This is a genomic window from Acetobacterium sp., from assembly GCF_030652775.1.
In the GTDB taxonomy this organism is placed as follows: domain Bacteria; phylum Bacillota; class Clostridia; order Eubacteriales; family Eubacteriaceae; genus Acetobacterium.
Genome location: NZ_JAUSPS010000001.1, coordinates 53275 through 75248 on the forward strand (window position 1 = coordinate 53275; position 21974 = coordinate 75248).

The 21974-nt window shown below is 42.3% G+C and carries 15 protein-coding genes; 9 read left to right on the plus strand and 6 right to left on the minus strand.

Annotation, left to right across the window (positions count from 1 at the left end; translation table 11 throughout):
* Positions 1–100 precede the first annotated feature (100 nt).
* Both Q7J41_RS00210 and Q7J41_RS00215 read left to right on the plus strand, forming a co-directional pair.
* Positions 101–1129 carry a 3-deoxy-7-phosphoheptulonate synthase gene (locus Q7J41_RS00210; protein ID WP_304884092.1) on the plus strand — a complete coding sequence of 343 codons (1029 nt, stop codon included), beginning with the start codon at positions 101–103 and terminating at the stop codon, positions 1127–1129.
* Positions 1130–1325: 196 nt separating this feature from the next.
* Positions 1326–3083, plus strand: a complete 1758-nt coding sequence (locus Q7J41_RS00215; protein ID WP_304884093.1) for an HD domain-containing phosphohydrolase — start codon at positions 1326–1328, stop codon at positions 3081–3083.
* A 135-nt stretch (positions 3084–3218) separates the two neighbouring features.
* On the opposite strand, the gene Q7J41_RS00220 is transcribed toward Q7J41_RS00215, so the two are convergent.
* On the minus strand, positions 3219–4001 hold the full coding sequence (locus Q7J41_RS00220; RefSeq protein ID WP_304884095.1) for an alpha/beta fold hydrolase: 783 nt from the start codon (positions 3999–4001) through the stop codon (positions 3219–3221).
* Positions 4002–4991: 990 nt separating this feature from the next.
* Here Q7J41_RS00220 and Q7J41_RS00225 point away from each other — a divergent pair.
* Positions 4992–6038, plus strand: coding sequence for a DUF389 domain-containing protein (locus Q7J41_RS00225; RefSeq protein WP_304884098.1), 1047 nt, complete (start codon positions 4992–4994; stop codon positions 6036–6038).
* 42 nt (positions 6039–6080) lie between these two features.
* The gene (locus tag Q7J41_RS00230; protein WP_304884099.1) at positions 6081–7031 is read left to right on the plus strand and encodes a chitobiase/beta-hexosaminidase C-terminal domain-containing protein; all 951 of its coding nucleotides are present in this window, start codon (positions 6081–6083) and stop codon (positions 7029–7031) included.
* 80 nt (positions 7032–7111) lie between these two features.
* Here Q7J41_RS00230 and Q7J41_RS00235 read toward each other — a convergent pair whose 3' ends face one another.
* The 5 genes from Q7J41_RS00235 to Q7J41_RS00255 all read right to left on the minus strand — a co-directional run bounded on the left by Q7J41_RS00235 (position 7112) and on the right by Q7J41_RS00255 (position 16298).
* On the minus strand, positions 7112–8587 hold the full coding sequence (locus tag Q7J41_RS00235; protein WP_304884101.1) for a glutamate synthase subunit beta: 1476 nt from the start codon (positions 8585–8587) through the stop codon (positions 7112–7114).
* A gap of 17 nt (positions 8588–8604) precedes the next feature.
* The gene (gltB, locus tag Q7J41_RS00240; protein WP_304884139.1) at positions 8605–13188 is read right to left on the minus strand and encodes a glutamate synthase large subunit; all 4584 of its coding nucleotides are present in this window, start codon (positions 13186–13188) and stop codon (positions 8605–8607) included.
* Between the two features lie 503 nt (positions 13189–13691).
* Positions 13692–14675 (minus strand): uroporphyrinogen decarboxylase family protein, encoded by a 984-nt coding sequence (locus Q7J41_RS00245; RefSeq protein ID WP_304884104.1) that lies wholly within the window; start codon positions 14673–14675, stop codon positions 13692–13694.
* A gap of 101 nt (positions 14676–14776) precedes the next feature.
* Positions 14777–15406: a corrinoid protein gene (locus tag Q7J41_RS00250; protein WP_304884106.1), complete on the minus strand. Its 630-nt coding sequence runs from the start codon at positions 15404–15406 to the stop codon at positions 14777–14779.
* 199 nt (positions 15407–15605) lie between these two features.
* The gene (locus tag Q7J41_RS00255; RefSeq protein WP_304884108.1) at positions 15606–16298 is read right to left on the minus strand and encodes a TetR/AcrR family transcriptional regulator; all 693 of its coding nucleotides are present in this window, start codon (positions 16296–16298) and stop codon (positions 15606–15608) included.
* A 269-nt stretch (positions 16299–16567) separates the two neighbouring features.
* Here Q7J41_RS00255 and Q7J41_RS00260 point away from each other — a divergent pair, with 269 nt between their 5' ends.
* The 5 genes from Q7J41_RS00260 to Q7J41_RS00280 all read left to right on the plus strand — a co-directional run bounded on the left by Q7J41_RS00260 (position 16568) and on the right by Q7J41_RS00280 (position 21934).
* Complete coding sequence (locus Q7J41_RS00260) at positions 16568–17140, plus strand: hypothetical protein (protein ID WP_304884110.1); 573 nt, start codon at positions 16568–16570, stop codon at positions 17138–17140.
* Positions 17141–17287: 147 nt separating this feature from the next.
* On the plus strand, positions 17288–18334 hold the full coding sequence (locus Q7J41_RS00265) for an inorganic phosphate transporter (RefSeq protein ID WP_304884111.1): 1047 nt from the start codon (positions 17288–17290) through the stop codon (positions 18332–18334).
* 15 nt (positions 18335–18349) lie between these two features.
* Positions 18350–18973: a DUF47 domain-containing protein gene (locus Q7J41_RS00270; protein ID WP_304884113.1), complete on the plus strand. Its 624-nt coding sequence runs from the start codon at positions 18350–18352 to the stop codon at positions 18971–18973.
* 182 nt (positions 18974–19155) lie between these two features.
* On the plus strand, positions 19156–19923 hold the full coding sequence (locus tag Q7J41_RS00275; protein ID WP_304884115.1) for an ABC transporter ATP-binding protein: 768 nt from the start codon (positions 19156–19158) through the stop codon (positions 19921–19923).
* The gene (locus Q7J41_RS00280) at positions 19910–21934 is read left to right on the plus strand and encodes an ABC transporter permease (protein ID WP_304884117.1); all 2025 of its coding nucleotides are present in this window, start codon (positions 19910–19912) and stop codon (positions 21932–21934) included. The genes Q7J41_RS00275 and Q7J41_RS00280 overlap by 14 nt, the downstream gene beginning before the upstream one ends.
* Positions 21935–21974 lie beyond the last annotated feature (40 nt).

Genomic DNA, 21974 nt, shown 5'->3' on the forward strand with positions numbered 1-21974 from the left:
ACAAATAAAAAGAATAGCGATTTTACGGCCAGGAAGAAATGGCCAATAGAAACCAGATCGGTGACAAATATGGAAAAAATAGTATTAGAGGGAGTAATATATGAGTTTTGAATTGATCCAGGAAATTCCGTCGCCCATTGAGATTTTTAAAATGATGCCGTTGTCTGAAGTCGGCAAAAAAATAAAAATCCAACGGGATCAAATGATCAGAAATGTTTTTGAAGGAAAAGACGACCGTTTTATTTTAATTATCGGTCCCTGCTCCGCAGATAATGAAACCGCAGTAATTGATTATGTGAACCGTTTAAGTGTCATTCAAAAAGAAGTGGAGGATAAGATTATTATCATTCCGCGAATTTATACCAATAAACCGCGAACCACTGGCGAAGGCTATAAGGGGATGCTCCACCAGCCCGATGCCAACAAAAAAGCCAACATGGTTGAGGGGATTAAAGCCATTCGGCAATTGCATATCCGCTCCATTGAAGAAACGGGCTTATCCTGCGCTGATGAAATGTTGTATCCGGAAAATTATGCTTATCTGGAGGATCTATTGAGTTATGTGGCTATTGGCGCCCGCTCGGTGGAAAACCAGAAACATCGGTTAACCGTTTCTGGACTGGAAATCCCGGTGGGAATGAAAAATCCCACCAGTGGGGATATTACCGTGATGCTGAATTCCATTCAGGCGGCTCAGGCCGGCCATACCTTTATCTACCGGGGCTGGGAAGTGAAAACCTCGGGAAATCCCCTGACCCATGCGATCATGCGCGGTTCGGTGGATCAGCACGGACGTAATTATCCGAATTATCATTATGAGGATATCATGCACCTGATTAAACTCTATGAAAAACGGGATTTTGCTTGTCCGGCCATCATCATCGACTTGAATCATGCCAATTCCAATAAGCGTTTTGGTGAACAGCCGCGAATCGCCCGGGAAATTCTGCGCAACCGTCATTACGATGCCGACCTAAAAAAATATGTCAAGGGTCTGATGATTGAAAGTTATATTGAAGAAGGCAATCAGCCGGTTGACGGCGGGGTTTATGGAAAATCCATCACTGATTCCTGTTTGGGCTGGAAGGCTTCGGAAGATTTGATTCGTACCATTGCCGAGAAAGTATAAATAGAAAAGCTAAAAAAGCCGTTGATCGCTTAGCAATAAGCAATTGACGGCTTTTTTCTGTTGGAAATACTAGCGGTCCCGAGATTTAACCAACTTGATGACTAAAAAAACAAACAAAGGGTATCTAGTAAATAATACCTGATTGTTTAGAATAATCGAATGGCCAATGGTATTTCTTGAAAGGGTTATGAAAAGGATGAATCAGATAATCAGACGAAAGATCGCAGATGCGATGAGATTCATAAAAAAGCGATTCGAAAACCTGAAATTACAAACCGCTATTATTAAAAAAAATGGTAATGGTTTCAGAGATCTCAATTATTTAAAAAACAATTTATTTTATGACATTACCTTTTATTTTATTTTTCTGGGACCGATACTATTCTTTTATGGTGCCTATTTATTTTATGAGGAAGGCAAATATGTGGTATCTGCCATTGAGTTCTCGCTGTATTTTTTTTCGGTTTTTGTGTTGGTTAATCGGAAAATCAATCTCCGCATCAAAAAACTATTTTTTCTGCTGACCGGTTATTTTGCCAGTGTGCTGGTGCTCATTGTTGCCGGACCGATGGGGGCAGGAATGGTTTGTGTGACGGCAGTGCTGGTTTTATCCGGATCGCTGCTGGAAAAAAAATGGGTGCTGAAATTTATGGTGTTCAATCTGTTTGCTTTTTTTGTTATGACCGTTCTGCTGGCCAGCGGTTATTTTAATGAATTTGCTATTGCTGATTATGGATCAAGATGGCTGATCATCGCAATCAGTAGCCAGGTGCTGGGAATTGGTTTGCTTTATATCATTCAAATGATCTACGATGGGTTGGAGAAACAATCGATGATTATTGCCAGATCCAAAGAAAAACTGGAAGCCAGTGAGCAGAAATACCGTTATTTAAGTTATCACGATCATCTGACGGGGCTATACAATCGTCTGTTCTGGGAGGAAGAACAAAAGCGGATTGACAAAGGGGATCAATTGCCGATCTCCGTTATTGTTGGCGATATCAATGGGATCAAACTGATGAATGATGCCTTTGGTCATGAAGCTGGGGATCGTATTATTATGGAAACTGCGCAGATCATGAAAAACTGCTGCCATGACGGCGAACTCATCGCCAGAACCGGCGGCGATGAGTTCAGTATTCTGATGCCGAAAACGCTCCACGAGACAGCTTTAAAACGGATGGAAGAAATAAAGCAATCCATTATCTTGCACAATCGTCGGATTCTTAATGAAGCGTTTCATATTAATGTCGCCCTGGGATCCGGCACCAAAGAAGAACCCCATGGCGACTTGAAGGAAACCATAAAAAAAGCCGAATTGTATATGAACCAGCGCAAGCTGCTGGAACAGCGAAGCTCACACAGTGCTATTATCTCTTCAATCAAGGCAACGATGTATGAGAAAAGCCATGAAACGGAGGAGCATTCAGAACGGCTGGCCGCTGTATCCCGAATGGTCGGTGAAGCGCTGCATCTTACCCAGATTGAATTGGATAATCTGGAACTGCTGGCGACCCTTCATGATATTGGTAAGGTCGGGATTGATGATCGCATTTTAGCGAAGCCGGGAAAACTGACCGATGAAGAATGGATTGAAATGAAAAAACATCCGCAAATCGGTTATCGTATTGCCGTCGCTTCGCCTGAGCTGGTCTCAATTTCTGAGTATATTCTCAGCCATCATGAACATTGGGATGGCAGTGGCTATCCCAAAGGTCTGGCCGGAGAGGGCATTCCGCTGCTGTCACGGATCATTGCGGTTGCCGATGCCTATGATGCTATGACCGAGAATCGTGTCTATCAAAAAGCAACGGATCGGGAAAGCGCATTAGCTGAAATAAAAAGAAACGCCGGATCTCAATTTGATCCGGCGATTGTCGAATTGTTTGTCAAAATTATGAAAGAGACACAAGCTGTTGCGTTGCTTTATGAGAACAAAAATGCAATCAAATGAAGTGTTGGCATATAAATGAGGCTGATTCCGATAGATTAAAAGGAACCAGCCTCATATTGAATATTAAAAGAATCATATATAATCGAACAGCATCACTGTGAATTTGCGAAATTAGTAGAAGCAATTTTAAATTGGTCAGTCCAGAAACAGATTGATAATTAAATTGAACTTATCCGGGTTTTGAAACATCAGACCATGTCCCGCTTCGGCAATTAAAACAAGTTTGGAGTTGGGCAGTTTACTGGCCAGATATTGGGCATTTTCCGAGGGCAGAATCAGATCTTCTTTACCGTCAATAACCAGGGTTTCATGTTGGAGAAAGGGGATTCGATTGCAGGAACCCTCCCATTTATTGATGGCCTCGGCCTGTTTGGTTATTGAATCGGGATTCATATTCCCCAACGGACGATAAAATATTTCCCGAATTCGATCCTGATTGTTTTTTATCCAAGCTAACGGGAAAATAAGCCGTAACCACTCATAACCCTTTTCAGAAGGGATGCCCAGATTGTTTTCAAGTCTGCTTAGCACCTTGGGTTCAGGTGGGAAAATTTCGGGATGGCAAAGCGAAGCGTAGAGGATCAGTTTGTTGACGATTTCGGGATGGCGCAAGGCTAATTCCTGGGCAATCGACGCACCCATCGACCAGCCCAGAACATGCGCTTTTTCGATCTTTAAGGAAACCATCAATTCATAGGTGTCTTCAGCAAATTGTTCAATTGTAAAGGCTTTATGTCCGGAACTGGTTTCGCCGATACCACGATTATCAAAGACGATGACCTTGTATTTTTTTGACAGGGAACGAAGAAGTCGTTCCTCCCAAAGATTCATGGTACCACCATAACCCATAATTAAAAGCAGAGGATACCCGTCTCCGTAAATGCGGTAGCTCATATTAATGTCTGCAACTCTTACCATAACAACACCTCTCTTTATGAAACTAATGATCATATGCTTAATACCCACATAGAGAGGATTTATCAGCAAATTGAGATAAATATTTGAAAAAGATCATTTAGAAACCAATTTCAGAAAAAGAAGTGCGGAGTGAATATTTACAAAAGGTATACAAACGTTTACAAGATAGTTATTTACTTATCTGAGAAACATGATACAATATAATTGAATCAAGGATCAACCAATCCTTTTCCAATTGAATGGCAAGATCATTGAAAAGTAAATAATCACTTGACTGAATGATACAATCAGGGAGAAGATTATCCGATTATAAATAGAAACTCAGCGATAAGCTTCGATGATTTGGTTTTATCGATCATAGACTTTACGATGGAATAATTCTTATCACAATAAGAATTAAGAAGTACATTGTTAATCACAGTCAGATTTATTGGCGATCGGTATTTACATTATGATATCCCACATAAAAACAAACTGTGGTCATAATAAAAATAATAGATCAAGAATAGGTAATCGATGTGAGAAGAGAAGATGATTTTCAATTGAAATTCAGAAAAACAAAAGGGAGAAATTTGGACGAAAGAACAGATGGTTCAGAAATTTACTTCACTCAAAAAAACTGAATCAGCTAACTGCTGAAAAAGGATAATAAAAGCGAAGATAAAAAGTAAGATGATCCCCAAAAAAAGTGATAGATTTACATTGGAAAAGTGAAAAGGAAGATTTTTGAATAACAGAAAGGGGTGAGTCCCAAAAAATGACAACTGAGATTGTAAGCTGAGACCGATTCTACAGAAATAATTGTGGAATCGGTTTTCAGCTTTTTTGTGTCTAGTCTAGCATTTAAATCAAAATATAAAGACACCCTGAAAATGCATGGAATTCAGATGCTGAATTTGAAATAATTATTTCATGATAATCTAAAGAGTTTGGTTAAGAGCTCACTGGGTATAAAAACACACAATAACTAGACGGAGTGAGGAGATTTGGATGATTGATGATTTAAAAAAAAGTTTATTCGATATAAGATCGGATCAGATGGATGCAGAGGCCATTCACGAAAGTATTGTTTCAGGGGTGCGGTTAAAAGGAGCAACACTAATCATTCTTTTTTGTGCAATTATTGTGGCATCGGTTGGTCTGAATACTAATTCAACCGCAGTTATCATTGGGGCTATGCTGATATCACCTTTAATGAACCCGATAATTACGGTAGGATATAGTATTGCAACTTATGATGGGATACTCCTTAGGAATGCAATGATTAAGTTTGCAATTCAAATTGCAATTGCGGTAGTTGGTTCCACAATCTACTTCAGTTTAACGCCTATCCATGAACCGACCAGTGAATTAATAGCGAGAACAGGTCCTTCTTTTTTTGATATGCTCATTGCTTTTTTTGGAGGTTCCGCTGGGATTATCGGTATTACCAGAAAAGAAAAAAGCAATGTTATTCCAGGAGTAGCTATTGCTACTGCGCTCATGCCTCCGATGTGTACGGTGGGTTATGGAATTGCCAATGGGAATATTGACTTTATTTTTTCGGCGGCCTATTTATTTGCAATCAATGCTTTTTTTATTATCGTAGCAACGTTTGCGTTCTGTAAACTGCTTCAGTTAAAACAAGCAGATGTTGTTAAGGCAAGGTATAATAAAATTATCAAAAGGGTGATTGTTATCGGTGTCATTCTAATTACTATTCCAGCTGCTGTTACAGCAGTTTATGTGTCGGCAACATCAATTCAGGAAAAACATATATACAGCAGTGTTGAATCATTTGTAAATAATGAAGTGAATTCAGCATCAACAACGACAATGCGGGCAACCATTGATCCGAATAAAAAATATATACGATTGGATTTAATTGGGGATATGTATACGGAAAAAGAGATTGATAAAATTAGACAAACGATGGAAGCGTATGGGTTTGACGACTATTATTTAGAAGTGGTTCAAGATATAAAAACAACATTGTTTCACTATTTTGAGAATGTGAATAGTGGAGGGATTACTGAAAGTGAGATAGTTATTGAGTAGAAGGCGGATTAGCAGAATTATTAAAATAAAGGAGGAAAGAGGATGAACGATTTGAGATTTTGTCCCACATGCGGGGCGAAACTAGAGAATGATGAACGATTCTGTGGGCAATGTGGCTTTGATACTGAAACCATAGAAAATTTTGATGGAATGACACAACTAAATGACCAACAGAAATTAGTGGAAGATAATTCAAACTTACAAGCTATTGATTCAGGGCAAAGCCCTAAGTCTTTTGCTCAAAATAAAACCCAGAAGAAATCAGCCCAATCAATAATTATTATTCTTTCTGTGGCGATAGGATGTTTTATTTTAATCGCTGGCATTGCTTTCTGGTGGTTTAACCAGGGGAAAAACATTTTTGGCAAAGCAGAAACATCGGTTGCAGTAGTAAACGGAGAAAATAAAGCATCATTATCGTTGCCATCGTATTCGGTGAATGAGGGTAGTTATACAGCTGCGCAAAATATTGCAATCATTATACCGGCAGGTGAAGAGGTTCAGGTTTTTTATACCATCGATGGAACCGATCCAACAGCCAAGGCAACCAAGTATGAGACTCCTATTATATTGCAGACTAATACCACCCTCAAAAGCATCGCCATTGATAAAAAAGGAAATCAGAGCGGTATAAAAACGGCTACCTACACTATTGTGATTCCCCAAACGGCAACTACTCAACCCCAAACCACTACCCCGGCAGCGGCAACGAATGCCGATGAACGGGCTCAATTTGAGAGTAATATCAATGGCACCTGGAAGGTCCGGGATTCCAGCGGGTTTGTTTTGTATTATACCTTCAGCGGTGGAAGAGTCAACGTCACCGATGGCGGCAGCGATTATTTTGATGATGTCTACAGCTTCAATATTTCGCCGGGAAATAACGGTACCATCGGGACTGTTGATGCCGGAACCCACAGTTTTTCAATTGATTGTAATCCGTTGGGGGATAATGCCATTTTTATTAACGGGATGTATGCTTCATATAATTAAATAGTTATTATGCAAAGAAAAAAACAGCCACAAGATCTAGCGCAGATTTTGTGGCTGTTTTAGCTGCTTTAAGGAGCAAACTATTTTTTAGCTAAATAATGGTGGCAGGCTCGGGCAGCTTCCCGGCCTTCATTGATGGCCCAGACAACCAGGCTCTGACCGCGACGGATATCGCCGGCAGCAAAGATGTTATCGACACTGGTCTGGTAAACGCCGTAATCGGCTTTAACATTGGAGCGGGGATCCCGTTCCAGGCCTAATTGGTCAACTAACAGGTCATCCGGTCCCAGAAAGCCCATTGCCAGTAAAACCAGATCAGCGGGCAGAATTTTTTCAGTTCCGGGAATTTCTGTCATGGTCATCCGTCCGCTTTCGTCGGCCAGCCATTCAATTTCCACGGTATGCACTTCTTTGACATTGCCGCCAACATCACCGACGATTTTTTTAGTGGTGGTGCAGTATTGGCGGGGATCGCTGCCATACAGGGCAACGGCTTCTTCCTGACCATAATCCAGCTTATAGGTTTTTGGCCATTCCGGCCAGGGGTTATTGGCAGCCCGGGTGGTCGGCGGTTTGGGCATAATTTCTAATTGCAGCACGCTTTTACAGCCGTGACGGATGGATGTAGCGACACAGTCGGTGCCGGTATCGCCGCCGCCGATAATGACCACATGCTTGTCCTTGGCTGATGTATAGTTGCCATCAGCCAGGTTGGAGTCCAACAGGCTTTTGGTATTGGCTGACAAAAAGTTGATAGCAAAATCCACACCCTGAAGGTTTCGGCCTTCAACCGGCAGATCCCGGGGTTTGGTGGCGCCGCCGCATAAGACAACGGCGTCGTAATCGGCTTTTAAAGCGGCTACCGGATAGTCTTTACCGACCTCGGTGCTGGTGACAAAGTTAATGCCTTCAGCGGTCATCAGGTTGACCCGACGCTGAACCACGTCAATTTTATCCAGCTTCATGTTGGGGATGCCATACATTAACAGTCCGCCAATCCGGTCAGCCCGTTCGTAGACGGTGACATTGTGTCCAGCTTTGTTCAGCTCGGCGGCACAGGCCAGTCCCGCCGGACCGGAGCCCACCACGGCAATTTTTTTATCGGTCCGGTGCTTAGGAGGATTGGCGGTAATCCAGCCTTCTTTAAAAGCATGGTCGATAATCGTGCACTCATTGGTTTTAATGGTGACCTGCGGTTCATTCAGTCCCACAGTGCAGGCTCCTTCACAGGGAGCCGGGCAAACCCGGCCAGTGAATTCGGGGAAATTATTGGTATTGAGCAGTCGGACTAAAGCCTCTTTCCATAAACCCTTGTAAATCATATCATTCCATTCCGGAATTAAATTATGAATGGGGCAGCCTGAGGCACCACCGGCAATCATCATGCCGGAGTGACAGTAAGGTACGCCGCAATCCATACAGCGGGCGCCCTGAAGGCGTTGTTTTTCTTCGGTCAGTTCTAAATGAAACTCGTTCCAATCGTTGATTCGTTCAAGAGGTTCCCGATCCTTGGGTACTTCCCGGTTATATTCTAAAAATCCTGTTGATTTTCCCATAATTGTTTACCTCCTCTCTAATTTCCACTTACCCGGGACAGATCCCGGTTATTTTCATCAAAAGCTGCCATTAAGGCTTCGTCGCCGGTGAGACCCTGGGCTTTAACCCGCTCCAGGGCATCCAGCATCCGTTTGTAATCTCGAGGTAAAACCTTGGTAAACAGTTTCGCATAACGATCAAAGTCATCCAGAATTTTTTGCGCCAGTGAACTACTGGTATAATCCCGGTGTTTGGTAATTAAGTCTTTAAGTTCGGCCAGTTCGGCAGCATCGGTGATTTTAACCAGATCAACCATTTCGGCATTGCAGGATTCACAGAAGTTTTCATCCAGATCCAGCACATAAGCGATTCCGCCAGACATCCCCGCGGCAAAGTTGCGGCCGGTTTTTCCGAGGATGACAACCTTACCGCCGGTCATATATTCACAGCCATGATCCCCGACTGATTCAACCACCGCGGTTACTCCGCTGTTGCGAACACAGAAACGTTCGCCGGCAGCACCCCGAATGTACGCCTCACCCTGGGTAGCCCCATAGAAGGCCACATTTCCAACGATGATATTATCTTCAGGAACAAAGGTCGCTTCTTTGGGTGGGTAAATGACCATTTTCCCGCCGGATAAGCCTTTACCGAAATAGTCGTTGGCATCGCCTTCCAGTTTAATGGTAATTCCTTTGGGAATAAAGGCACCTAAACTTTGGCCGGAAGAACCTTTGAGGTTAAGGGTGATAGTGTCTTCTGGTAAACCTTCTTCGCCATAGCGCTTGGTAACTTCATTTCCGATGATCGTACCGACAACCCGGTTGACATTTTTGATGGTAGTGGTGATTTCGACTTTTTCGGCCTTTTCCAGGGCTGGTTGACATTGATCCAGCAGCACCGTTAAATCGAGCGACTTTTCAATATTATGTTTTTGTTCGATCTGGCAGTATAAACCGCCGCCTTCCGGAACTTCGGGCTGGTATAAAATACTGGAGAAATCCAGTCCTTTGGTTTTCCAGTGGTCAATTGCTTTGTTCATTTCCAGTTTATCGGAACGGCCGACCATTTCATCAATGGTTCGGAAACCCAGCTCAGCCATAATTTCGCGGAGTTCCTGGGCAATAAATTTCATGAAATTAACAATATGTCCGGGATCACCGATAAACCGTTCACGCAGTTTGGGGTTTTGTGTTGCTACCCCAACCGGACAGGTATCCAGATGACAGACCCGCATCATGACACAGCCAAGAATAACCAGCGGGGCGGTGGCGAATCCGTATTCTTCGGCACCCAGTAAGGTTGCGACCGCTAAATCTTTACCAGTTAGCAGCTTTCCATCCGTTTCAACTTTTACCCGGGTTCTTAAATTATTGAGTACCAATGTCTGGTGAGTTTCGGCCAGGCCAAGCTCCCAGGGCAGTCCGGCATGACGGATACTGGTTCGCGGCGAGGCTCCGGTACCGCCATCATAACCACTGATCAGAATAACATCCGCTTTGGCTTTGGCCACACCGGCAGCGATGGTCCCAACGCCGACTTCCGAAACCAGTTTGACATTAATTTTAGCTTCACGGTTGGCATTTTTCAAATCATGGATCAGTTCCGCTAAATCCTCAATGGAATAAATATCATGGTGGGGTGGTGGCGAAATCAGTCCCACACCAGGGGTGGAGAACCGTGTTTTGGCAACCCAGGGATAAACCTTACGTCCCGGCAGCTGACCGCCTTCACCTGGTTTGGCGCCCTGAGCCATTTTAATCTGAATTTCTTTGGCGCTGGACAGGTAATGGCTGGTGACGCCAAAACGACCGGAAGCAACCTGTTTAATGGCACTAAGTCGGGAATCACCATTGTGCAATGGGATATGTCGTTCAGGATCCTCGCCGCCTTCGCCGGTATTGCTCTTGCCACCGATGCGGTTCATCGCTATGGCCAGACTTTCATGGGCTTCGCTGCTTAGCGAACCATAGGACATGGCTCCGGTTTTAAAGCGGGTGCAGATGCTTTCGACCGATTCAACCGCATCAATGGAAATCGGTTGACGATCTTTAAAGGTCATCATCCCTCTTAAGGTACAGGTACGCTGACTCTGTTCATTAATCAGGGCCGTATATTCCTGATAGGTTTTATAATCTCCGTTGCGGCAGGCGGTCTGTAGCTTATAGACTGCTTCGGGATTATAGGTATGATATTCACCATCGGCCCGCCATTGGAAATTGCCGCCAGATTCAAGGGTATTGGCGTCGGCAAAAGGATTACGATAGGCTTCGTCATGACGCATTTGCGATTCCCGGGCAATTTCATTGATGCCAATCCCTTCGATACGGGATGGGGTTCGGGTAAAGTATTTGTCGATGACGTCGGAATTAATCCCCACGGCTTCAAAAATCTGGGCGCCGTGATAACTTAAAATGGTTGAGATTCCCATTTTTGACAGCACTTTAATAACGCCCTTGCTGACGGTTTTGATATAGGTTTTAACGGCTTTTTCATAGCCTACATCGGTTAATAAACCTTTTTCGATCAGGTCTTCCACGGTTTCAAAAGCCAGATAAGGATTAATGGCGGTGGCACCATAACCAATCAGCACGGCAAAATGATGGACTTCCCGGGGTTCGCCGGATTCCACAATTAAACTGACACGGGTTCGGGTCAAATTATTGATTAAATGATGATGGAGGCCAGAAATCGCCAGTGCCGATGGAATTGGCATCATTTTGGCGTTAACACCGCGATCGGAAAGGACAATAATGGTATGGCCGTCGGCGATGGCTTTGTCAGCCGCAACAAACAGATCTTCCATGGCTTTTTCCAGACCATCACCGCCGGTATTGCTTTCAAATAAGGTGGATAGGGTGATGGTTTTAATCAGTGGATCATCCAGTTCCCGGATCTTTTCCAGATCGTCATTGCTGAGAATCGGCATGTCGAGACTGATCTGGTGACAGCTTTCGGGCAATGGATGGATCAGGTTGCCTTCGCCGCCAAGGTAAACCTCGGTTCCGGTGATCAATTCTTCCCGGAGCGCATCAATAGGCGGATTGGTTACCTGGGCAAACATCTGCTTGAAGTAATTAAATAACACCTGAGATTTATCGGATAAGACCGCCAGCGGAATATCGTTACCCATGGCGCCAATCGGATCGACACCGTCTTTAGCCATCGGAATAATCAGGGCCTTTAAATCTTCATAGGTATAACCAAAAGATTTTTGACGCTGAACCAGGCTTTTTTTATCGGCTTTTATTTTAGCTTTTGGTTCTGGCAATTTATCCAGAGTAATATTATGTTCCGCAATCCATTTTGCATAAGGCTGTTGGGAGGCAACAGAATATTTCAGGTCTTCATCGTTGATGATTTCACCCTTTTCGGTATCAATCATCAGCATTCGACCGGGTTTTAAACGCTCTTTACAAAGAATGTTTTCGGGGGGAATATCTAAAACGCCAACTTCTGAGGACAGAATAACCATGTCATCTTTTGTCACATAGTAACGGGAAGGCCGCAGACCGTTACGGTCAAGGACTGCTCCCAGACGGATCCCGTCGGTGAAAGCGATAGCGGCAGGACCGTCCCAGGGTTCCAGCATACGCGAATGATAATTATAGAAGGCTTTTTTCTCGGGGCTCATGGTCTGGTGTTTGGACCAGGGTTCAGGGATCATCATCATCGCACTATGAGCCAATGAACGTCCGGTTAAGCTCAAAAATTCAAAAGCGTTATCAAAGATGGACGAGTCACTGCCATCGACATCAACGACGGGAAAGGTTTTTTCCAGTTCATTGCCAAAGAGTTCGCTTTGGAGCAGGGACTGACGGGCATACATCCAGTTGACATTTCCCCGCAGGGTATTGATTTCGCCATTATGGATGACATAACGGTTGGGATGAGCCCTTTCCCAGCTGGGGAAAGTATTGGTGCTGAAACGGGAATGAACCATGGCGATGGCAGTGGTGACGTCCGGATCCTGGAGATCCAGATAGAATTCACCAACCTGGTCTTCGGTCAGCATCCCTTTATAAACAACGGTGCGTGAAGAAAAGCTGGCTGCATAAAAAGACAGACCTTTCTTTTTTGTTTTCTTTTCGGCCTGTTTTCGAATGGTATAGAGCTTTCGTTCGAAAGCCATGGTGTCAGTAATGGCCGGATCTTTTTGGATAAATACCTGTTTGAGGAAAGGCATGCTTGCAACGGCGGTTTTTCCCAGATCGCAGAGATCTACCGGAACATCACGCCAGCCCAGAAGGGTTTGACCTTCTTCTATTATAATAGCTTCCAGAATTTTTTCACATTGGCTTCTTTCGTCGGCATCGGTGGGCATAAATAACATCCCCAAACCGTAATCCCCTGGCTGGGGCAGGGTAAAGCCTTCTTTAATAGAAGCTTTTTCCAAAAATTGGTGGGGGATCTGGATCAGAATCCCGGCACCGTCACCGGTATTCTGTTCCGAGCCCCGGCCGCCACGATGTTGTAAATTAACAAGCGTTGTTAAAGCCTGTTGTACAATACTGTGGGATTTCTTCCCTTTGATATGGACAATCGCTCCAATACCACAGGCATCATGTTCAAAAGTAGGATCGTAAAGTCCCTGCTTTGGTGGTAAACTAGTGTGTTTCATACGCATTTTAACCTTCCTCAGAAAAATCTTTTTTGTAATGAACAGAATACTATTGTCCCATTTAAAATTCAACAATTTTTATTCATGTTTAACGAGTAATTATTTGTATCTGACTAATACCATACACATTGATAAAAGTGTAACTAACTTTTAAAAAAATACGGGAATGTGCCGAATTTTACAAGATGAGATACGGTTTTATAATTATACTATAAAGCTAGATAATTATCACAAAAATTTCTGCATAAAACCCCGGATCCCGCAATTTTTTTTGCAATGTATTTAGTAATCAAAAGCAATTTGTGTTTCTTATTGGCGTTCACTTGTATGCGAAAACCGCACAGATCAGGCTTGTATTCGGTTACACCAGGCGTTGAGTGGATATCAACGCCTGGTGTGCAGTTTTCTTATGTTTTTTTAAGATTATGGCAATAAAAATAGCTCTATCGCCAATTAGAACCGCATGGGATCCTAATTGAGATAGAGCTTAAGTGCATTTAGCTTTAAAACATTTCCTTGCTGAGTTCGTCAATAACTTCGCTGGTTGCCTCATAAACGCCTGGGAAAGAGCTGATGTTCAACCCTTGACTTAAATTTGGGATAAAATAAAGCTTACCACATTCTTCGCAGGCTTTTTTTGCATCAGCATAAATCAGTTCTCTAGTCCAGCCGGGGAAATCAACTCGGCCGCTGTCAATATCACCCATAAAGGAGATCTTTCCGCCATATTGTTTAATCAGTTCTGGAACATTATTGGTAGTCATAACACCCTGCCAGATATCAATGCCCATTTCAATCATCGCAGGAACGAGATTGGCAGCATAGCTGTCGCTATGGTGAATAATCAATTCCACGCCATTGGCCTTCCAATATCCATATACCTTCTTGTAAGCGGGTAGAATGAATTCATCAAACATTTCTGGTGAGATGAAGGAAGAACGTTGACTACCCCAGTCATCATGATGGAACAATGCATCGGGATGAATGTGTTTAATCACTTCTTTTGCATAGGCAAGTTCGTACTCAACAACGTAATCAATCAGTTCTTTCATCGCTTCAGGTTCTTCATAGAGTGCCATTAGGGCATCTTCCATACTCATCAGATGATGGGTCATTTCAAAAATACCGGGGGCGCAAAAGGCAGTGACAAATTTGTCATTTCGGTCGACAGCCTTGGCATGTGCTTCCGCAGCGGCCCATTCTTCATCGGTATAAAAAACTGAAGGCGCTGTGACGCTTTCTTTCCAATTTGTGATATCCTTTAGGGCTTTGTGTTCATCATCATGCATCGGAAAAGAACCGATTTGATCGGCAGGCCAATCAAAGGTGATGCCCCATTTATTTTTAACCCGTGTACCAGGAGCCGGAGCCAGCGGAAGATCCATCGGAGCCTCCATAATTAGATCCATAAATTCGTATTGGTTGACAAATCGATCGGGATTTCCGCCTTTTATGACTTCCATTAAATTCTGTCTTTTAGTTAACATTGATAATTCCTCCTAAAATTTTGGGATGTTCATTTTATCATTGCGAATTTTAGTTTTTAGATTATGGAAAGGGTTGCAATTTGTTATTGAAAAATAAAAATTTAAGCCGTTGCCAGTTCTTTAGCTTTGACTGCCGCACTGCCGGCATCCGGAGCGTATCCGTCGGCGCCAACTTCGGCTGCATATTCCGGGGTTACTGGGGCACCGCCAACGATAACGTTTACATCAGGGTGAGCCGCTTTTATTGTCTGGACGGCTTCTTTTAAGGCTGGCATGGTAGTGGTCAGCAGACCGGAACAAGCCACCAATTTTACATTTTGATTATCGTTAACCGCCTGAACAAAGGTAGCGGCTGGTACGTCAACGCCCAGATCAACCATGTCGAAGCCGGCACTTTCGATCATCATCGAAACCAGGTTTTTACCGATATCATGAAGATCCCCGGCAACTGTACCGATGATGCAGGTGCCCAGTGAGGCAGAACCGTCTCCGGTCATCAGTGGTTTTAAAACTTCCACGCCTTTTGACATGGCTTTGGCAGCAATTAGCATTTCAGGCACGAAAATTTCGCCGGATGAGAATTTATCCCCAACCACGCTCATGGAATCGACCATTGCCTGGAGAATTTCGCCGGGTGCACTGCCTTCATCCAAGGCCTCCTGTACGAGTCCGGGCACCAGTTTTGATTTTCCGGCTTCAACCTTTGCTTTAACTTCTTCGATTTTTGACATCTTTTTTCCTCCTGGTTTAAAAAGTTTGTTTGTTGATACTTTGATCTCTGGCTTTAATAAAATATTGCTTGTAAGCAATTTAAATATATATTAATCGCGTCAAAAAGTCAATAAAATTCGTAAAATAATTATATGCACGAGAAAAAGCGCTTAAGAAAACGATTAAAACTCGAAATAATCTAAAATCAAAAAGAATCTACTATTGTTCGCAAACAATAGTAGATTCTTCAACGTATAAATAATTCTTAACTTCTTTTAGTTGCGGATATTCTTCAAGCAGTCGATCAACGGTACAGTTTGCAGAACTGATCAGCGATTTGAGGAACAGGCTATTGTAATCAAACTTCAAAGAATAAAACATTTGATTGATGCACAGATCAAAGAGTTCTTCTTTGGTGAGCTGAATTTCTTTTTCATACTGTTTCATCGTGAGTGCCCGGATCACTCCAAAAGATGCCGTTACGGCATAATCACAGAGTAGTTCTTTATCAGCTGTTTTTATTTGATCATTCTGTTTAACAAGAGTTTTATAAAGCTCAAAGAGGTTTCCGTCTCTGGTAGCTTTTTCCAGCAAATCAAACTTATTCATCTCATAAATAAATCGATCATAGTGTACATCAATTTCGGTTAATTTAAAATGCAATTTAAAAAATGTTATCAATTGCAAAAGTTCATCATCAGTGGGAAGATATTTAAGCAGGTGCGAGTAGAGTGTTTCATAGTTATTATTGAGCATATCGCTGGCGATGATGTCTTTGGTTTTAAAATAATAGGTGACCAAACCCAGATTGACACCGGCCTCTTTGGCGATCAATGTGTTTGGTGTGTTGGCATAACCATTTTCCAGGTAGAGCCGTTTAGCAGTATTATAAATCTTATCTCTGGTATTCATGATTGGATATCCTCATTCTCTTTCATTATAATGATATGATAGCACAAATAATGAAAAGCCGTCCACGTCTAATTTATTTGTAGATAAACGGTTCGATCAAATCAGTTGTGATAAGTGAATTATTTTGAATAATTAGATAGTTTAGAGTGACGAAGGCCGAAAAGAAAATGATTAATGAGATTTTATTGGGGTAATAAGATAAAACTAAAAAAGCATGGGGAAATAAGAAGATTATGGTAATTTGAGTTAAGAAAGAAGAGGTTTTTAGAATGAATAAGTTAAAATTATCTTTTATGATAGGAGTAGGTATGCTGCTGGCCGTAGTCCTGGCAGGATGTGGCGGCAGCACCAGCAGTGGCAGTACTGCCGGTCAGTCTACTGTTTCAAAAGATACCGTTTATGAGTTTTATGATAAGGTTCAATTTGATCAGACCAAGGAGCAGGTGGATGCGGAATTGGGAATAACCCCAACCGAAAGCAGCCAAATGAAGAACAGCTTTACATATGTGAATGAGGATACCAGTTTTGGAGTGAGTGTTCTGTTTGGGGAAAATGGATTGGCGACAAGTAAAACCTTGTTTTATTCGATGACTGAGGATCTGGCTTTTTTAACACCGAAAGCAGTGACCAAGGAACAGGCAGAAAGTATTCCTGAAGGAGCCACCTATGATGAAGTGAAAAATATTCTGGGTGGCGATGGAACCGAAACCAGTGCTACTCAGATTCCCTTTGAAGATAATAAGGTAAGTTACATAAGGGTGTGGGTCAATCAGGATGGCACCATGCTTCAGGCAGTTTTTTTAACAGATGGAACTACAAATAATATAATGTTTTTTGATTAATAAAAGCCCGAAATATCTCAATTGGCCTTCTGGCCGGTTGAGATATTTTTTTTGGAAAGCACAGTTCCGGTTGCATCTTTGCTAATGTGCTGATATAGTAAGAAAAATAAACAAATCGATATAAATTTTAAATTTAGGAGCTGAAAAATGGTAACAGTCAGTGCAACAATCATCTTAGTTTCAGTCATTCTAATCGGACTTGTTTTTGCCTTGACAAATGGGCTTCATGATGCAAGTTCAGTGGTAGCCACCTTTATCAATTGCGGAGCGGCCAGTCCCAAACAGGCAATTGCAGTGGCATCTTTTTTTGGACTGGTCGGAGCAGTTCTGGGCGGCAATCTGGTAGCGGATGCCATCTCAGAGTTAATTGATTTACCCACCGATACTGCGTTGTTAACCATTCTTTTTGCGGCGATATTCGGGGCCACACTGTGGAATTTAATTACCTGGAAATTAGGCTTGCCCTCAAGTTCCACCCATGCGTTAATCGGCGGTATTATCGGGGCAGTGGTTGTTTCCTCCGGGGTTGACAACATTGTTTGGGGGTGGTCCGAATTGATCAGTGAAAATCATCAAATTACGGGGATTATTAAAGTCATTGCCGCCCTGTTTTTGTCACCCTTGATTGGATTTGGGGTCGCTTTTTTTCTGGAGAAAGCATCAAAATTATTATTAAGAAATGCCCGAGTTTCGATTAACCGTCGTATTAATCAATTGCAATGGATCATTGTTGCGGGTCTTTCGTACAGCCACGGCTCCAATGATACCCAAAAAATAATCGGGATCTTTACCCTGGCATTGGCGGCCTGGAGCGGCACAGCGATTGAAGCGGCGCCGCTTTGGGTCAGAGGAAGTGGCGGTCTGGTGATGTTTATGGGCACCTTGCTGGGCGGCTGGAGCATTATGAAGACCTTGGGACGCGGTATTTTTGATATTAAACCGCTGCATAGTTTAAATTCGCAATTGTCCTCGGTAACATCCATCCTCGGGGCAACCCTGGTTGGTGCTCCGGTCTCCACTACTCATGTGGTCGTCGGCGGGATCATGGGTGTTGGCGCCGGGGATGAATATAAAATGGTTCATTGGGGAATTGTTAAAGAAATTCTGGTCGCGTGGTGCATCACGATTCCGTTATCGGCTCTGGTTTCCGCCTTGATCTATACGATAACAGCGATTATTTTTAAGGTTATTTAGAGGGAGAATAGAATAATGGAAAAAAGAAATATTATTGATCGGATTTTTCCGATTAAGTATCATTTTCATCAGATGCTGTTTATGCAGGCGCAAAGCAATGCATCCGGGGTAGAAGCCCTGTACAGTTGGTTGAACAGTGGCGCCGACAAAGATAGCCAGGCATTGTTGGACCGTGTTAAAGAAGCGGACACCATTCGGATGGAGATGGAAAAAAACCTGACCGAAGCATTTGTTACCCCCTTTGACCGCGGCGATATTTACTCGATATCGGTGGGGATGAATCGGGTTTTGAAATATGCTGAATCGACACTGTTTTCGATGAAAACTTTTGATGTGAAAGCCAATGATACCATCATCAGTATGGTTGAACAATTAAATAGAGGGGTGGAAATCTTTGCCGAAGCAGTGAGCGATCTGAAAAAGAACCATGGCAAGTCTGAAGAAGCCGTGGTTAAAATGCGAGCGACCCACCGGGAAATTGAAAAACTTTACATGGATGGCATGGTTTTTGTATTTGCCGGAGCCGATCCAATGGCGGCCATAAAAAAACGCGAAGTCTATCACCATATCAAAGATGCGTCAACAAATCTGGAGGAAACGGTGGATGTGCTTCATCGGATCATTGTGAGGCTGACATAAAGCAGGTTGTAAAATATTGAAAATCGGAATGATGCTAAGAAAAGCCTATGGTTATAGGCTCTTTTTGGTTGGATTACCTTTCAATAGTGTAAGGTGCTTCAAGAATACTGTAAGGCTAATCGATGGCAGCTAAAAAAATAGAGTGATAGAATTAGTTTAAAGTAAATTATTGGAGGCGTTTTATGACAGTATTAAAAGTAAGTGATGTTAGAAAAGTATATGGTTCAAAACAGGGCGGCAGTGTGTCAACGGCACTGAATGGCGTCAGTTTCGAAATTGAAAAAGGCGAGTTTGTTGGGATTATGGGTCCGTCCGGAGCAGGAAAGTCCACCTTGCTAAATGTAATTGCAACAATCGATACGGTTACGGCGGGAGAAATTTCCATTGGCGGGCAGGATATCTGCAGCATAAAGGAACCGGAGCTTTCAGATTTTCGCAGGAGTAAACTGGGCTTTATTTTTCAGGATTACAACCTGTTGGATACCTTGACCTTAAAGGAAAATATCGCATTACCTCTGATTTTATCTAAAAAAGATCTCAAAGAAATTGAGCATACTGTAAATCATGTTGCCACGGAACTGGGTATTGAAAACTTTTTAGGCAAGTATCCCTATGAAGTATCCGGTGGTCAAAAACAACGGGCATCCGCAGCCAGAGCGATGGTTAATGCTCCGGAATTGGTACTGGCAGATGAGCCAACCGGGGCTCTGGATTCCAAATCGTCAAAAGATCTGCTACAATGCATGCAACGATTGAATGAAAAAAATCAAGCGACGATTATGCTGGTTACCCACGATGCCTTTGCAGCAAGTTTTTGTAAACGGATTATTTTCATCAAGGATGGCGTCTTGTTTATGGAAATATTCAATACCGGTACTAGAAAGGAATTTTTTGACAAGATCCTAAAAGTCCTGTCTTCGTTAGGGGGGGATAACAGTGAACTTTTTTAGTCTTGCATTAAATAATATCAAAAAGAAGTTTGGCAGCTACTTAATCTATTTAATTAGTACCATCTTCGCAGTGACCATTTTTAGCATCTTCTGTTCAATTTATTTCAATCCGCAGTTTTCCGAATATCGGTTTGGAGCCGGCAAGATTACCGTTTTGTTTAGAGCGGCAGCCATTGCAATTGTAATATTTTCTTCGGTCTTTGTACTTTATTCCAATAAGTTTTTTCTCAAAACAAGAAAAAAGGAAATCGCCATTTATTCATTGGTGGGGATGAAGAAAAGTCAAATCGGCCGGATGATGTTTTATGAAAATATCATCATGGGACTGATCGCCACAGTCTGCGGGACAATTCTAGGAATTGTATTTTCACGCTTTTTTTCAATGATCCTATTAAATCTGATGGCCGATGGAACGGCAGTGACATTTTCAGTTCAATGGCAGGCAGTTATCACAACGGTGGCGGCTTTTCTGATTTTGTTCATAATCAGTTCGCTAAACGCCTATGGTATTATTTACCGCTATAAACTGATCGAGTTATTATCCGCAAATAAAGAAAGTGAAAAACTGCCAAAATATTCTGTAATGGGTGGAATCTTAGCAATTGTGTTGATTATTCTGGGTTACACAATCGCGATGGTCATGGATGTCAATGAAGGGGGACTTCATCTGATGATGCCGGCGTTAGTTATTTTAGTTTTTATTGTCATCGGCACATTACTGCTTTTTAAAAACTTTATTCCCATGGCCATGTTGGCGCTGAAAAAAAACAGAGCTTTTTATTACAAAACAGAAAATATTATCAGCATCTCCCAGATTGTATATCGAATTAAAGCCAATTCTAAAATGCTGAGCTTTATTGCCATTACCTGTGCCATTACAATCACAATGATGAGTGCAACCTTCTCGATGTACCGGGCGTTGGGAAGTATAATGCCCTATTACTCGCCATTTTCATATGTGAGCAAAAATATCGACGATCAGCAGTTTAATGAGATGCTTGAAGTGATCCAGCAGACCGGCGAAGTCAAAGTGACAGCGACTAATCAGTTTGAAATTATAAAAATACAGCTTCAGAATGATGACTATTCAATCGAAACGGAGAACAACCCGGGAATGATGGTTGATGGGTATATTATGTCACAAAGCACATATCAGTCAATTATTAAGGATACAAAAGTTAAAATAGGCACGTTTCACAATATGAAAACAGATTTCAATATGGATTTAAAAGATGGCGAATGCTATTTTATTGATGGCAATACCAAAAAGGATTACTGTGAAAATCTAACTGGCAGTGCTATGAATTTGCAATTTTTACATGAAACCGACGCTTATAATATTGTTGGAGTTTCCTTGCATAAATATATTGGCTTTTTGGATTTGTATTTAAAACCAACGATGGTATTAAGTGATGCAGCCTATAACCAATATCTGGAGCAGGCTGGAGCAGACGATATGGTGAAATTTACCGGAATCATGTTTGATAATCCGGCCGGATCAGAAAATACGGTGGCGGCATTAAACAAAATCGTTCCGGAGAATATCCAGTCCAGCAGTACCCTAGGCATCGCCAATCTGAGTTATATTGGTGTCTATCATTCGATCTTTTCGCTGTACGGGGCTTATGTATTTATCGGATTATTTATCGGCATCTTGTTCTTACTTGCTTCTGGCAGTATCATGTATTATAAACAAATTATTGAGGCGCAGGAAGAAGTGAGCAGATATGATATCCTCAAGAAAATCGGGATGAGCAGGGATGAGATAAAAAAATCCATTGCTAAACAATTGGCGATCGTATTTGGCTTGTCGTTAACAGTGGGGCTGTTGCATTCTGCGTTTGCCTTATTAACCTACAACCGCACCATGGATCTTGGCGGAAAAGAGTTACCAACGCTGATCAATGCCGGCATTATTGTGGGGATCTACATTATTATCTATTGTTTTTTCTATTTTTTATCAGTCAATAGTTATATGCGCATTGCCTGGGGCGGAAAAAATAATTCATAATTTGTTGTGATCCAGTTATAATGTAATAAGCCAAAGCCGT